Raw genomic sequence first — 14917 nt, 5'->3', positions numbered from 1 at the left:
GTGAATTATGCACATACGAATATAAAAGTACTCCCCGATACGGACAAGTATCGGGGAGTTTTTGTATTGTAGGGGACGGCGTCCTCGACGTCCCTTGTATTATTGTTATTTACATCTTCTTATTGTAGTATGCAAGGGCTCCAAGGTAGACCAGAAGGTACACGCCCATAGCAGCACCGAGAGTCCAATATACCGTATTGTTGATGTATGAAGCGGCAATAGCGGCTATACAAAGCAGGAAAAGAGTAAGCAGCGAGGTGAAGTTTCCCGCCTTCTGCTGTACAGCTATGGTCCTTTCGTCGGTATTGCGTACATACCATTGCTTCAGCGCAGCATCGTCCTTCACAGCTTTTTTCATACGCATAATATTCATTATCAGAACGGTAATACCGCCCACAAAAAAGCCCATGTTGGTCTCGCCCCTGAGAACGCCCCTATGCACCAGCACCTGAAGAACTATCAGCGCTATCAGTAGTGAAGCCGCCAGTATCCGGCATAATATGATCTTTGTCCTGAGTTTTTTTCTGAATTCTTCCATGATAACTCTCCTCTTGCTCACATTTTACTGTTATAATAACTGCTTACCGCGATATACACCATAAAGATGAACGCCAGACATACCGAAAGCGTACAGCTGACGGTCTCGCTCAAAAAGTTAGCGATGATAGTGGCAGCGGAAATACCGAGAAGTATAACACGAAAGGTAGTTGTGGAAGCCTCTTTGGTTATCTGAGCACTTCTCTCGTCGGTATGCTTTATATACATCTCTTTCAGCTTTGCTTCATTGCTGAGCGCCATTTTCGATGTTACTACATTGCCAATAGCGATGGCAAGCACTGCACCTAATATTCCGCTTGTTGCGTTAAATCCGTCATTCGCCCTGCCGAAAGCCGTAAGCAGGATAATTCCTGCCACCATGACAGCAGCAAGAAGAATGAAAAAATATATCCTTTTCTTTATTGTAAGTCTGAAATTCTCCATAATGATCCTCCTTATAAGTTCTCCTCGCCCTCGAAAATAAACAGCTCCTCTATGGTGACTCCGAAGAACTGAGCCGCCTTGTGAGCAAGTGTGAGTGAGGCGTTGTATTTACCGTTTTCCAGTGATATTATAGTCTGCCGCGTGACGCTGAGCGCGTCAGCAAGCTCCTGCTGAGTGACCTTTCGCGCCTTTCTCAGCTCCTGAATCTTATTCTTCAACTGATCACCCTCCTTACGAAGTAAAGTCTGCTTTACATCTCCTGTGATCATAGTATAGCACGCTTTACATTTTTTGTCAAGCCAGCTTTACATATTTTTATATTTTAACATAAAAGCCTACCCTCACTTGCATAACAAGAAGTTTATACTTGATAACATCTCATTGAATTATGTGCCGCCATACCTTCTGCTCATTTGTACATACGTCTGCATTTTCAGCAGACCGCACTCAAAAAACGCAGGATTTTACTATTTTTCATTGACAAATAGTAATAATAATGCTATAATCAACATAGAGTTTGCGCAACCTCTGAAAATACTTTACAAAGGATATGAATTAAAATGAAAAAGACTTTTACCAAGATCGCAGCAGCTCTTTCAGCAGCAGTACTCGGCGCACTTCCCATGGCTAACGCTTTCACAGCAAGTGCAGCAACTCCCGCAAACGAAGTAAAGACATACAGAACATACTGGTACTACAGCGGCGGTGCTCCGCAGACAAAAAGAGTTGACGTAGAGTTTTACACCAGAAATCCCCTAAAGGTTCAGGGCGGTGCAAGAACAAACAATTGCCTTAACGGCTGGATGGACTATGAGACAGGAAGCGGTACACAGTACGGTGTGCTCCATTACAAGCGCTGGAAGACAAGCGACATCACTACAGGCGTAGGCACTATGTTCAAGACAGTCAGCGAGATCAAGTCAAGCAGCCGTACACATGATGATCTTTTCAGCAATTGCACTATCACTGCATATGACGCTAACGACAATGTTATCCCCTACACAGAGTATTCATTCTCTCCCTCAACATATCTCGTTGGCGATATCAACGGTGACGGAGAAGTAGGTCTCTACGACTGGGTAATGCTCAAGGCAATCGTTGACCACAGCTATGTACCTACAACAGGTATCACTATCCGTGCATCTGATATCGACGGTGACGGCGATCAGGATGCAACAGACGTACAGTTCCTCGAGGGCTATCTCCAGGGCTGGTATACTCTCACACAGATCCATGCATAATTCATATACAAAAAAAGCACCCGCGACTGCGGTGCTTATATAGCAGTTTATGCGTATTATCGGGGGAAAACTTTTCTGAGGAAAGGTTTTCCCCCGAACCTGAAGCATATTCTTAGGGAAGTATATTATTTATTATGTCTCCGAGGGAGTGTTCCCTCGGAGATTTGCTTTATCTGGCGTTAAATCTTAAATGTCTCGATCATAATACCGTCGAGTTTGATTTCCTTGTCTGCTAAGAATGAGAAGTGAACAGTTATATCGTTCATACAGCTCCTTGAACGCTTTTCCGTCTTTTCATGGACTTCAATTCGCCTTATGAACGCTCTGAGAAGCTGTGGAGTAACTTCCGACACGTCAATGTATTTCTTTGCGTTGTCAATGAATTCTCTGACACACTTCTCCCTTACCGCCAAATAGCTTGTATGTGAGTCGAGTTCATGAAGCTTTGTCTTCAGTTCAGACTGCTTCTTTTCGTAGCCAGCCGCAAGACTGTCATAACGCTCCGGAGTCACTCTGCCTGTAACTCTGTCCATGTAGAGCATACTGATAGCGCTTTCAAGGGCGTTTATCTTTGCTTCATACTCATTACGCAGGGCTTCGCCGTTTTTAGTTCGGGACACGGCTTCGTTCTCGCCGTTGCTCATAGCCATCTCGTAGAACTCATCTGAGTGCTCCCTCGCATACTTTGTAACTCGCTGTATTGCTTCCAGTACGATCGCATCTACCACTTCTTCCCTGATATAATGAGCGGTACAGTTGCTCTTTCGCTTTTCGTATCGACCGCACATAAAGTTGTTATATGTCTTTTTGTTTCGGTGAAGATAGAGCCTTGAACCGCACTCCGCACAGTAGAGATACCCTGCATATTTGTCCATTTCTCCGTTGCCGTTAGCACGTTTTCTGCCGACAAAGTGTTTTTGAACAAGCTCGAACAATCCTCTGTCGATAATTGGCTCATGGGTATTTTCAAATATGAGAACCTTTTCCGGATCATTTTTGATACGCTTTTTGAGCTTATTGGACTTGGTATAGGTCTTGAAATTGACTGTATCACCGCAGTACATCTGATTCAGAAGCATACTGCGAACGGATGCAATCGACCAAGCGTAAGGCTTGTCCAATTTTGGATTTCCCGAACGACTGCCAGTCTTATTAAAGGCGTATACGCTCGGAGACAGCACTTCTTCCTCTTCAAGAGTATTGCATATTTTCTTCATACCGATACCGCTGGCGTACATCTCAAAGATTCGTTTGACAACAGGTGCAGTCACAGGATCGGGAATAATTCGCTTTTGATCGTTCGGATCTTTCATATACCCATAAGGCAATGAAGCTCCGACACGCTCACCACGTTCTCCCTTAGCTTTCTGTATCGTTCTGATTTTTCTGCTCGTATCCTGTGCAAAGAAATCGTTGAAGTAATTCTTGATGCCCGACATATCATTCAAGCCGTTTATGCTGTCAACACCGTCTGAGATAGCTATGAACCGAACGTCGTATGATGGGAATAGTATTTCCATAAGCCTTCCTGTTTCAAGGTGGTCTCTGCCGAGACGGCTCTGATCTTTGACGATTACTGTGCTAATTAGACCTTTTTCAATATCGGTCAGCATTTTCACATAAGCTGGTCTATTCTTATTAACTCCGCTGTATCCGTCATCTATGTAGTATTGACAATTCTTGAAGCCATTTTTGTCGGCATACTCTTTCAGCAAGAGCCTTTGATTCTCTATTGACAGCGACTCTCCTGCACGCAAATCCTCCTGACTAAGGCGGCAGTACAGCGCTGTTATCTGATTCGTGTTTGATTCTTTCATATTGTCCTCCTTTTCCGAAGCTGTTGCTTCTGGAATCAAACCGAATAGGAGCTACCAACAGTATACTCCTATCCGACTCGAAAGTCCAGAACTTTTTCAGCTTACTTTTTCGCCATTTATCAAGTGTTTCAGCTTATCGTAAGCTGTCTCAGTCTCATCTTTGGGAAGAGGAAATGTAAAGGTCACATTATAAATCTTCCCGTTAATTTCAATTTTGTTATCAGAATAATATCTGACTTCTTCTTTTTCAGCCATTCGTTCATACTCCTTCCATTGATCCCGTTCATGTTTCTGATGTGATTTTCGTTGTTCATTTTCATCATTCCTTTCACTTTTATTGACTTGTAATGTTAGGGGGTTCGGGGTTCGCCCCGACAAGCAATGCGGCAGGCGGAATGCCGTCTGCGATGCTTGCCTTCCAAAAATGGAAGACTTTTTGTCACTCGGTACTGCTTCTGTCATTTGCAAATAATAACGCCACCGTTCGCTGCTGATGCAGCCGCCCACACTCGCTCCATGTTGCGCGACAACCGCTTCCACCGCCGCATTTGGGATAACTACCCGATTTCAGTGTAGGCGGCAAAAACGGGCATTTTTGTGCGTGACGGTAACTTTGCCGTGACAGTAACTCTACCGACACGGAAGTCTACCGACACGCCCTGCAGATGAAGCTATATAGACGTTTGCAAGCTGTCTGCAAAGTCGGGCGTGACGGTAACATTTCTACCGTCACTACTGTCACGCTGCTATTTGCTGAGAGAAAAAGTGGGAGCAGTATTCTTTTTCCATTTGGCATAAAAAATACCGCAGTCAGATTTACCGACTGCGGCGTTCGCCTTCTAATATGTATTATGGGAACTTTTTTTCATTTGCATAAAATGTGGAGACATTTATTTTTCGTTTGTGGAGACATTTTTTAGCAACTATTCAAATTTATAAATCGTAAAATTAAACAACAAACAGCTTGATTTGTTGTGCATATGTACATTTTTGTGCTGATATAATAAAAACGCTTGTTTAAAAATGCGAGATATGGTATAATTATGATATATTATAAATATGAGGTGATCATTATGCCAATTTCTGTTGAAAACTTGAACGCCCAAACCGTTACGCCGTCAAACGGAACAAATCCACGTACACTTTATGAGCATCAAGTAGATGCGCTTAAAGCAATGAATGCGATAAATAAGAAGCAAGAGTTCCGTACACTTCTTGTATTACCAACTGGTGGTGGTAAAACATTGACGGCTGTCTATTGGCTTTTGCAGAACGCAGTGGATAAGGGCAAGAAAATACTTTGGATAGCACACCGTCACCTCCTTCTCGAACAGGCGGCTGATACATTTATCAACAATGCTTATACCAACATTATGATAAACCATACATCTTTCCGTTATCGTATCATATCAGGAATGCATGATAAGCCTATTCATATCAAAACTGATGACAACATACTTATAGTCAGCAAAGATAGCATAAACCGCAGTCTTGAAAGACTTGATAAATGGCTTAAGAATGAAGATGTATTCCTTGTTATTGATGAAGCTCATCATGCTGTTGCTAAGACATATCGTAAGACCATACAGTATGTCGAGAAATACGCAAAATCTATGAAGCTGCTGGGACTTACAGCAACGCCATTCCGTACATCAGAAAAGGAAAGAGGTGCTCTTTACCAAATATTTACTGATGACATAGTTTATAAGATTGATTTAAAGACTCTTATTGACAGGCACATCCTCGCATATCCCAAATTCATTGAGGGGTGTGAAACTGGTATTGAATTAGGCGATAGAATTGGACTGAAAAATATACAGGAAATCGAAAACTTTGATGCGCTGCCAAAAAATATTCAGGATTTCTTGCAAGATAATACTAAGCGCAATGCTTTTATTGTAAATCACTATGTTAAGAATAAGGATAAATATGGTAAAACCATCGTATTTGCAATAAACAAGACAAATGCAATTGCACTAAATAAAATATTTCATGAAAGAGGAATACGTTCAGACTATATTGTTTCTGATGTGCGTAATGCTGATCTTGGAATTACAATATCAAGCAAAGAAAACGAGGAAAAAATCAAACTCTATCGAGATGGAAAACTTGATGTGCTAATCAATGTTAATATCCTCACCGAAGGAACTGACCTTCCACAAACACATACCGTATTCCTTACTCGACCGACTATATCAAGAGTTTTTATGACACAAATGGTTGGCAGAGCGTTGCGCGGTGAAAAGGCTGGTGGTACAACCGATGCATATATCGTTCCTTTCATTGATGACTGGAATGGAAAAATCGCGTGGGTAAATCCGCAGTCATTACTTAAAGACGAATTTGAACCACAGGATACCCCTGCAAAGAAACAGCAGTATGAGCTGCGTGTGATTTCAATTTCCAAAATCGAAGAATTCGCGGCAATGCTTAATGAAGGTATTGATACATCTGCACTTGAACAGATCGAGATGATAGAACGTATTCCTGTTGGATACTATATGTTCAGTACACTTGAATGGAATCATCAGATACTTGTTTATAACAGCACTCAGTCATCATATCAGTCATTAATAGCTGACCTTTCACAGATAATGGAATTGTATGGGATTGAAGAGGAAACCATAGCAGATGATGTGTTACCAGAAATGACAGATTATTGTATGGAACAGTATTTTGATGAAGACTTGGTACCTGCTTGTCAGCGCAGCGACGTTGAACACTTGCTTCTATTCTATGCACAGAAAGCGGTTGATCCTTTATTTGTTCCTCTTGACAATATTGTGCGGAAAAAGCTGGATGTCTCTGAAATTGCCAAGAAATTTGAAGAAGAGGCTATGACAGGTCGTGAACGCAAGGCATATCTTGATAGCTTATGGGATGCCGAGGACAGCGTATATAAGATCTATTATTCCAGTCCATATATTTTTAAACGCATGATAGATATTGAAATGGACAAACTCGAGGGATATATGGAAACTGACTATGCTGCACCACAAACAAAGGCTGAACTTCGCGAACTGGAAGGCCTTCCATTAGAGGAAATCATCAATAGGTATCCTAATGTAGGCATACCGCTGAAAATGAGAGTATTTGATAAGGCTCGCAAAGCTGACGGTAATTATGTGTGTGCAAGCTGTAAAAAAGTATTTAGCAACAGAAAGGACTTGCAAGTTGACCATATCAAGCCAATGGCTAAAGGCGGAAGAACTGTTGAATCCAATCTTCAGATATTATGCCGTTTCTGTAATCAGCGGAAGGGTGATAAATAGTGGTTTATACCAAATATAAGTTTACACCTTGGGATATTGCAAGATATCTTATAATTCTTAATTCTTCTCGTTCTCGTGAAAACGAAATAATATCAGACTTTTTTCAAAATTACAATAACGAAATAGTATGGGATTATCGCAAAGACTTTAATAAGTTCCGGAACGAAGTATATAATTCAATGATAATACTAAGTGCACGACCATATGAGCAGGCTGAAATACAAAAGACGCTGAAAGACTTAAAAATTAAAACTAACGATTATAAACTCGATAAGTATGGTACATATTTCAAACTGAAAAAACTCAAAATCCTTTATTCAGAAAAATCATATTGTAGCATTAATCTTGAAATAATGATAAATGAATTAGGATATAAAAGACGTAATTCTATATTAATTGAAAATATACTTCGTGCAGTTAATGCCTTGCATTTACAATTCTATCTTAAACAATACACTCCATGTGATATAGCTCGAATCAAGTTGAATCAAACAGTAATAATCCGCGTTAGTGATATTTATTAATGTTAGAAAGCCGCCACTTAATACAAGTGGCGGCTTTCGTCCTATTCGGTTTGTTTTCCTTTACTACGATAAGAATATGCTACACCCCTTTTCCAAAGACTTTATAACTGAATTCAGCCCCGACAGGGCGCTCACGGTAATACTCTACCGTTTTTCACATCTTGTGAGGAGCTCCCTGTCGGGGCTGAATTTAATGCTGAAAGTTTTAGGAAAGGAGTTTGAGGAAGAACCCTTTTTCAAAAGGGTTCTTCCTCAATATCACCCGTAAAATTACCATATAAGCATCACAGTTACGGGGACAATTTTTTGTATTTTGCAGACATTGCAACATAGAGCACCTGCCAGAACAGCATAAAGGGAAAAATGGGGATAAGTATACAGCCAAGAAGTATGCCGTATAAAACTAAAGTGCCCCAGAGAACGCTCCAGTCGAAGCCGCTGCCGCCGACTGCGCCTGCGATACCTACTATGAGCAGCACCGCTAAGGGCAAAAAGCTGAGCCAGAAGCTCACCTTATACAGTGCAGATATGGGAGCCTTTCCTGCCTCACGGCGCTTTCTGAGTCTCCACGACACCAGCACGCCGATAACACCGAATACTCCGCCGAACATGAGGTAATATGGCAGAGCTTCCTCAAGGTTATCAAGGTATCCGAGCCCTTTCCCGAGCATCAATAATGAAAGTGATAAAACTGTACAGCCGCCGAATACAGCTATAAGTATCTTTTCATATTTTTTCATAAGCTCAGCTCCTTTCAGCCTTCAGCCGTTTCCATGCTTTTATCCTTCTGACGATGTAGAACACCTGCCAGAACACGCAGAACGGGAACACGGGGATAACAACGAACACAAGCCCCATAATCATAAACGCGCCCTCAAAGGCTTCCCATCCGTAGCACACCGACCACAGGAATGTAAAGCCTGCCTTCATGCAGTAAACGGAGTAAGCAAGCAGCAGTAGAAATGGGATAAACGAGCAGAAGAAGGACACCGTGTAGCCCATTGATATCTCTTTTTTTCCGCTGTTTCTGCGTCTGCGGAGGAGTACCGATATGAGCACGCCTATCTGTGCAAGAACACATATTACGACCAGCGCTCCCCATATTGACATATAGCCCATTCCGAAGTAATCGGGCAGCGGCACACGGAAGCGGTCCATGACAGCGTCCGCAATACACTTTACGATATAAGCAGCGATACCGCCTGCCGCAGTGTAAAGAACTATCTTTTCAGCTTTTTTCATAACATCGCTCCCCTTTCCGAGGTGCCGCCTGCACCTCCTCTGTTATACCCATGATACCACAGGAAGGGGAGATTTTGAAGATGTCACCCGTCACTTCCGCAGTGACATCTGTCACTAAAAAAGCGCCTGTACCGTGAAAGCTCACAAATACAGGCGCATTTCTTTGTGCAAAACACAGAACTTCCGAAAAACTTTTCGGTTATGCAACGTTTTTCCGTTGGTTTCAGTGTTATTCCGCACTACTTATGAGAGCACTTCCTCGCCGACAGGTGACTTAGCAACTCTCAACTCATTACTGCTTTATTCCCCAGATATTGGCTGCGTAGTCCGCGATAGTGCGGTCGGAGCTGAACTTGCCCGAATTGCACATATTCAGCCACTGCTTACGGGCGAAGGCAAGTCTGTCAGCGCTGAAGTCGTTTATGCAGCGGAGCTTGGTCTCAACGTAGTCCCTCATATCGCCAAGGAGGTAATAATGGTCGGGAGCGTGCCAGCTTGCGCCGTCAAGGAGAGCGGTGTAAAGCTCGCGGAAGTCGCCGCTGCCGCCGTCGGAAACGGTACCGTCGATAAGTGATGACACGACTTTTTTCACCATGGGGTCATTGGCGAATATGCTTCTGCTGTCGTACTCGGGAACTATCCTTTCAAGGTCCTCAACGCGGGCGCCGAAGATGTAGTTGTTCTCCTCCCCTGCTTCCCGTACTATCTCGATGTTGGCACCGTCGAAGGTACCGAGGGTCACAGCGCCGTTGAGCATGAGCTTCATATTGCCTGTGCCGCTGGCTTCCGTGCCCGCGGTGGATATCTGCTCGGAGACGTCAGCCGCTGCCACCAGCTTTTCGGCGTAGGAAACATTGTAGTTCTGAACAAAGACCACCTTTATGAGGTCACGGGTGTCTGGGTCTGAGGAGACTATCCTGCCCACCTCGTTGATGAACTTGATTATTGCCTTTGCGCGGCGGTATCCCGGAGCAGACTTGGCTCCGAAGATGAAAGTCGTAGGAGTGAAGCCCTGAATGCTGCCGTCCTTTATGCCGTAGTATATCCACAGGATAGAGAAGGCATTGAGGAGCTGTCTCTTGTACTCGTGAAGGCGCTTTATCTGGATATCGAAAACAGAATTTGCGTCTGTGTCTATGCCGTCATGAGCCTTGATGAAGTCTGCAAGCTGCTGCTTCTTGCCCTGCTTGATGTCGATGAAGCGGCGGAGCACATTTTCATCTTCGGCAAACTTAGCAAGCTCGCGGAGCCTGTCAAGGTCATTTATCCAGTTATCGTCACCCAGCAGCTCGGTTATAAGGGCGGAAAGCTCCCTGTTGCAGAGGGCTATCCAGCGGCGCTGAGTGATACCGTTTGTCTCATTGCGGAACTTCTCGGGCGCAAGGCTGAACCAGTCTGCAAGAACGGAGTCCTTGAGTATCTGGGTGTGTATCTCTGCAACGCCGTTGATGTGGCTGGAAGCATAACACGCCATATCCGCCATGTGGATAAGACCGCCCTTGATTATCTTTATGCGGTCGGTCTTGTCCCTCTGTACGCCTCCTGCGTACATATCCGCGATAAGAGCTTCATTTATCTGAATGATTATGCTGTATATCCTCGGGAGAAGCTCCTCCACCAGATCGGTGCGCCACTTTTCGAGGGCTTCCTGCATAACTGTGTGGTTTGTGTAGTTGAATATCTTTTTCGCCATATCAAGGGCTTTCTCAAAGGTGAAGCCCTCATTGTCCACCAGCTGTCTTATGAGCTCGGGTATAGAGATAACGGGGTGGGTGTCATTGAGCTGAACGGAGATATAGTCCGCTAAGTTTTCGAGAGTTCCGAAGCGAGCCTTGTGCTTTCTGATAATGTCCGTGAGAGATGCACTGCTGAAGAAGTACTGCTGCTTCAGACGGAGCTTCTTGCCCTCGTCGGTATCGTCATTGGGATAGAGCACACGAGAGATATCCTCGGCATATATCTTCTCCCTTGACGCCTCAAGGTAGTCCTGCTTGTTGAACAGGTCGAAGTCGAACTCCTTCACGGGCTCAGCCTGCCACAGTCTGAGAGTTCCCACATTCTCGGTGCGGAAGCCGAAAATGGGCATATCATAGGGCACAGCCTTAACGGTCTGACCGCTGTACTCAATGAGGACGGTGTCCTCGTCACAGCGCACCGACCACGGATCACCATAGCGTGTCCAGTCGTCGATGTCCTCCTTCTGGAAGCCGTCCTCGATGGACTGCTTGAACAGACCGTACTTGTAGCGTATACCGTAGCCGTCAAGGGGCAGAGCCAGAGTTGCGGCACTGTCAAGAAAGCAGGCTGCAAGACGTCCCAGACCGCCGTTTCCGAGAGCGGCGTCCTCTATCTCCTCAAGGACTGCAAGGTCTATACCCAGCTCCCTGAAAGCCTCGTCCACCTCGTCATAGATACCCAGCACCAGCAGATTATTATAAACAGCCCTGCCCACAAGAAACTCCATAGACAGATAAGCAGCGCGGCGCTTTGCAAGATGCTGCTGACGGGCGTTATTCCAGCGGTCAGCAAACATCTCCATAACGGTCTTACCCAGTGCGTCGTGAAGCTGCTGCGGCGACGCAGACTTTATATCCTTGGGAAGCTTCCCCGTAAATTTCTCAATAAAAGCATTTCTATCCATTTTTAATATCTCCTTTTCGGAACAGTGCAGAGCAGCTGTCCTGAATAATACTCAGCGGTTGAAAAGCCTGTTAAGGCGTCTTATCTTCTTAGCCAGATCGGGTGTGAAGTCCGACTTCTGTGTGCGGAACTGCCAGTTGCCGCCCAGAGTCGAGGGGGTATTCATCCTGCCCTCCTTGGGACTGTCAAGGAAGTCCTGTATCTGAGCCGCAGCCACCTGCGCCACGCTTCCCCATGCCGCACGGATGACCGCCCCGGGGATGTCCTTTTTCTTCTTGACGTTCAGATACTTCATGGCGAACTTCAGCGACTTCTTGTCCAGAGTGTCCACCCAGCCGATGAGGGTCTCGTTGTCGTGAGTGCCCGTATATGCAAAATAATTGGTGCTGCTGTAATTATGGGGCAGGTACTCGTTCTCACCGTCGGAGAACGCGAACTGGAGCACCTTCATGCCGGGATAGCCGCACTTGTCCAGCATTGCCCTTACCTCGGGAGTGATGAAGCCAAGGTCCTCGGCGATGATGTTGAGCCTGCCCAGCTTCTCCTCAGCCAGCTTGAATAGCTCATAGTCGGGCCCCTTTTTCCACTCGCCCACGGTAGCGTCCTCGTTGCCATAGGGAATGGCGTAATAGCTCTCGAAGCCGCGGAAGTGGTCTATGCGGACGATATCGTATAGCTTTGCAGCTGCACCGATACGGTCTATCCACCACTCATAGCCCGTCTTTTTGTGATAGTCCCAGTTATAGAGGGGATTGCCCCAGAGCTGTCCCAGAGGTGAAAATCCGTCGGGCGGACAGCCTGCCACAGCGGTGGGACGGCGCTTTCTGTCGAACTGGAAAAGCTTCGGCGAAGCCCATGCCTCAACGCTGTCCAAAGCACAGTAAATAGGGATATCGCCTATTATCTCGATTCCGTTGTCGTTGGCGTACTTTTTCAGCTCTCTCCACTGTCTGCTGAACTCGAACTGTATGAACTTATTGAAGCCGATGTCCTTTTTCAGCTCCTTTTTCGCAGCTGCCACAGCCTTGGGACGGTGCATTGAGATATCCTCGTCCCACTCATACCACGGCTTGCCATCGTAGCGGAATTTCAGCGCCATGAACAGAGCATAGTCCTCCAGCCATTTCTTGTTCTCCTCGCAGAATTTCCTGTACTCGGGAAACTTTGACGGCTTGAAGCGGTCATAAGCCATTCTCAGCACATCGAAGCAGTGGTCGTACTGAAGGCTGTAATCCACCTTGTTCCTCTCGCTCTCCCAGTCATAGGAAGCGAACTCATGGTGTTCAAGGAGACCGTCCCCCTCCAGCACCTCAAAGTCGATGAAGTAGGGGTTGCCTGCCTTCACCGAGAAGGACTGATAGGGCGAATCGCCGTAGCTTGTGGGCGAAAGGGGCAGTATCTGCCAGCATTTCACCTCTGCGGCTTTGAGGAAGTCCACGAACTCAAATGCGGCTCTTCCCATTTTGCCAATGCCGTACTCCGACGGCAGGCTGGATATATGCATAAGTATGCAGCTTTTACGCATATGCTTCAACTCCGTTTCGTTAATCATTTTCTTCGCTTTCTGTTTTAGTGATTTGCAAAAGGTCTCCGTCTGCAAAAAGACTATATGCTCTTTTGGCAATTACTTTTGTTTCAGCAAAATCAAGACCGCCGTTGATTGCTGCGCCCACAACTGGCACCATCTTTCCAAGGTTTATCAAGCCCTTCTCTCCAAACTTTGTCAGGAATCTGAAACCTACTTTTTGATTTATTTTCACAAGAACTTCTCCGGGTATTTTTTTTATTGCTGAAGTAGTAAGCTTACGCCCCAAGTTAACGCCAAATTTCTTCACAAATTCATTAATTGAAATGCCCGCCAAACAGGCATATACAAAAGTCTGTACCTGATCACTTTTAAGGTCATAGCCTTTCATATACGCAGTGCAGGCTATCATACGCATCTGAACATAAAGCACACTTCCGACATTAGCAGGAATGGTTACAGGCAATGTTATTAAGCCGCCAAATCCATTGACCACACCTGATGTGGTACATTTCTTTATTTGATTTGTATGCATTTTCTTTATCGCAGTATCAACTTCGGGATTTTTTCTTAAATAATCCTCTGCTAATTCAGGTATGGGCTTACTGATTTTGGGTATACCATCTATTGATTTGACGTACAGCTCGTCCAGAAATTTAAGAATTCCACTTACATCTTTTTTGTCATTCTTCATACATTCACCATTTTAAACCTTTCAGTTGAAATGAATAAACCTTCTAAAAATGAGCAATAATCTGCATAAAAGAATTATTGAGGTGTTATCATGAAGCTTTCGCAGCTTTTCTTCTCGTTTCTCATGGGCTATTTCAGCTACAGTCTCATAGAGATACTGCTCCGCGGCTATACACACTGGACCATGTGTCTCACAGGCGGAGCCGTACTCACGCTGCTCTGCGCCGTCAACAGCCGCCCTGCCATGACGCTTATCAGGAGCTGCCTTGCGGGCTCGCTCCTCATAACCGCCATAGAGTTCACTGTGGGATTTTTCGACAATATCATTATGCACTGGAACGTGTGGGATTACTCGGATATGCCGCTGAATTTTCTGGGACAGGTCTGTGTGCCCTTTTCCTGTTTCTGGTTCCTGCTGTGCATACCTGCCCGCGGTCTTTGCATGGCAATGAACAGCCGCTTCGCAGGGATGATGTACAAAAAGGCTGTTCCGATAGCCTCAGAACAGCCTTAGTGATCAATAGTTCTTGTTGGGATCAGCGTTAAAGAAATTATTGCTGCTTTCTGTATAATAGTCGTTGGGTTCAAGGGACATGAAGTCCTCGTCCTCGATATCGGGGAGCCTTGCACCGCAGCGTCCGCAGAACTGGAAGCGCTCATTGACCTCAGCGTCGCACTTGGGGCATATCTTATATCCTCTGATGCCGTTGAGCTCAAATCTCATCTTCTTGATCCTTCTGCGTCTTGTGTCAATATCGTCGCAAAGTACCTTCAGAGCTGCCGGGTCCTCGCCGGGATTTTTGTAGTATTTCTTTCCGATATCGGTAAAGATCTCTACGATCCTTTCTTCCTCATAAAGGATCTTCCTTTTGAGGTTGTTTGCCTCAGAGATGCTTTTTGCTTTTTCGGATACACCTCTGCTTGCGTCATTAAATTTATCGAGAATACCCATTTTCCATCACTCCTGTCGAATATTTTCTCG

15 protein-coding genes are annotated in these 14917 nt (G+C 45.0%); 4 read left to right on the top strand and 11 right to left on the bottom strand.

The annotated features are described in order from the left end of the window. Positions 1-109: 109 nt before the first annotated feature. From DSZ37_RS08465 to DSZ37_RS08455, 3 genes are read right to left on the bottom strand one after another with little or no spacing between them, the layout of a single operon-like run. Complete coding sequence (locus tag DSZ37_RS08465) at positions 110-538, bottom strand: hypothetical protein (RefSeq protein ID WP_109726476.1); 429 nt, start codon at positions 536-538, stop codon at positions 110-112. A 17-nt stretch (positions 539-555) separates the two neighbouring features. Next, positions 556-981: a hypothetical protein gene (locus DSZ37_RS08460; RefSeq protein WP_109726475.1), complete on the bottom strand. Its 426-nt coding sequence runs from the start codon at positions 979-981 to the stop codon at positions 556-558. Positions 982-992: 11 nt separating this feature from the next. Beyond that, positions 993-1199 carry a helix-turn-helix transcriptional regulator gene (locus DSZ37_RS08455; protein ID WP_028516074.1) on the bottom strand — a complete coding sequence of 69 codons (207 nt, stop codon included), beginning with the start codon at positions 1197-1199 and terminating at the stop codon, positions 993-995. A 342-nt stretch (positions 1200-1541) separates the two neighbouring features. Here DSZ37_RS08455 and DSZ37_RS08450 point away from each other — a divergent pair, with 342 nt between their 5' ends. Further along, positions 1542-2222 (top strand): dockerin type I repeat-containing protein, encoded by a 681-nt coding sequence (locus tag DSZ37_RS08450; RefSeq protein WP_109726474.1) that lies wholly within the window; start codon positions 1542-1544, stop codon positions 2220-2222. Positions 2223-2401: 179 nt separating this feature from the next. On the opposite strand, the gene DSZ37_RS08445 is transcribed toward DSZ37_RS08450, so the two are convergent. Together DSZ37_RS08445 and DSZ37_RS17695 are read right to left on the bottom strand one after the other, a co-directional pair. Beyond that, entirely contained in the window at positions 2402-4039 is a 1638-nt protein-coding gene (locus tag DSZ37_RS08445) for a recombinase family protein (RefSeq protein WP_109726473.1), read from the bottom strand. Between the two features lie 96 nt (positions 4040-4135). Next, positions 4136-4294: a hypothetical protein gene (locus DSZ37_RS17695; RefSeq protein ID WP_173385565.1), complete on the bottom strand. Its 159-nt coding sequence runs from the start codon at positions 4292-4294 to the stop codon at positions 4136-4138. A gap of 818 nt (positions 4295-5112) precedes the next feature. Between DSZ37_RS17695 and DSZ37_RS08435 the strand changes: the two genes are divergently transcribed. After that, entirely contained in the window at positions 5113-7311 is a 2199-nt protein-coding gene (locus DSZ37_RS08435) for a DEAD/DEAH box helicase family protein (RefSeq protein ID WP_242978597.1), read from the top strand. Beyond that, a complete protein-coding gene (locus DSZ37_RS08430; RefSeq protein ID WP_109726471.1) occupies positions 7311-7835 on the top strand; it encodes a hypothetical protein in 525 nt (174 codons plus the stop codon). Before DSZ37_RS08435 ends, DSZ37_RS08430 begins: the two co-directional genes overlap by 1 nt. 290 nt (positions 7836-8125) lie before the next feature. Here the strand turns inward: DSZ37_RS08430 and DSZ37_RS08425 are convergent, their stop codons facing one another. The 5 genes from DSZ37_RS08425 to DSZ37_RS08405 all read right to left on the bottom strand — a co-directional run bounded on the left by DSZ37_RS08425 (position 8126) and on the right by DSZ37_RS08405 (position 13936). Further along, on the bottom strand, positions 8126-8575 hold the full coding sequence (locus DSZ37_RS08425) for a hypothetical protein (protein WP_109726470.1): 450 nt from the start codon (positions 8573-8575) through the stop codon (positions 8126-8128). Between the two features lie 4 nt (positions 8576-8579). After that, the gene (locus DSZ37_RS08420) at positions 8580-9077 is read right to left on the bottom strand and encodes a hypothetical protein (protein ID WP_109726469.1); all 498 of its coding nucleotides are present in this window, start codon (positions 9075-9077) and stop codon (positions 8580-8582) included. 292 nt (positions 9078-9369) lie between these two features. Next, complete coding sequence (locus DSZ37_RS08415) at positions 9370-11718, bottom strand: glycogen/starch/alpha-glucan phosphorylase (protein WP_109726468.1); 2349 nt, start codon at positions 11716-11718, stop codon at positions 9370-9372. Between the two features lie 51 nt (positions 11719-11769). After that, positions 11770-13269: a 4-alpha-glucanotransferase gene (gene malQ, locus DSZ37_RS08410; protein WP_109726467.1), complete on the bottom strand. Its 1500-nt coding sequence runs from the start codon at positions 13267-13269 to the stop codon at positions 11770-11772. After that, positions 13262-13936 carry an EcsC family protein gene (locus DSZ37_RS08405; RefSeq protein WP_109726466.1) on the bottom strand — a complete coding sequence of 225 codons (675 nt, stop codon included), beginning with the start codon at positions 13934-13936 and terminating at the stop codon, positions 13262-13264. The genes malQ and DSZ37_RS08405 overlap by 8 nt, the downstream gene beginning before the upstream one ends. 90 nt (positions 13937-14026) lie before the next feature. Between DSZ37_RS08405 and DSZ37_RS08400 the strand changes: the two genes are divergently transcribed. Continuing rightward, positions 14027-14449, top strand: coding sequence for a putative ABC transporter permease (locus DSZ37_RS08400; protein WP_242978595.1), 423 nt, complete (start codon positions 14027-14029; stop codon positions 14447-14449). Positions 14450-14452: 3 nt separating this feature from the next. Here DSZ37_RS08400 and DSZ37_RS08395 read toward each other — a convergent pair whose 3' ends face one another. Further along, positions 14453-14887: a zinc ribbon domain-containing protein gene (locus DSZ37_RS08395; RefSeq protein ID WP_109726465.1), complete on the bottom strand. Its 435-nt coding sequence runs from the start codon at positions 14885-14887 to the stop codon at positions 14453-14455. Positions 14888-14917: the final 30 nt, after the last annotated feature.

The sequence above is a fragment of the Ruminococcus flavefaciens genome, assembly GCF_900116855.1.
In the GTDB taxonomy this organism is placed as follows: domain Bacteria; phylum Bacillota; class Clostridia; order Oscillospirales; family Ruminococcaceae; genus Ruminococcus; species Ruminococcus flavefaciens_R.
The sequence above is the reverse complement of the archived record's forward strand: the minus strand, read 5'-3'. Positions and strand labels throughout refer to the sequence as shown.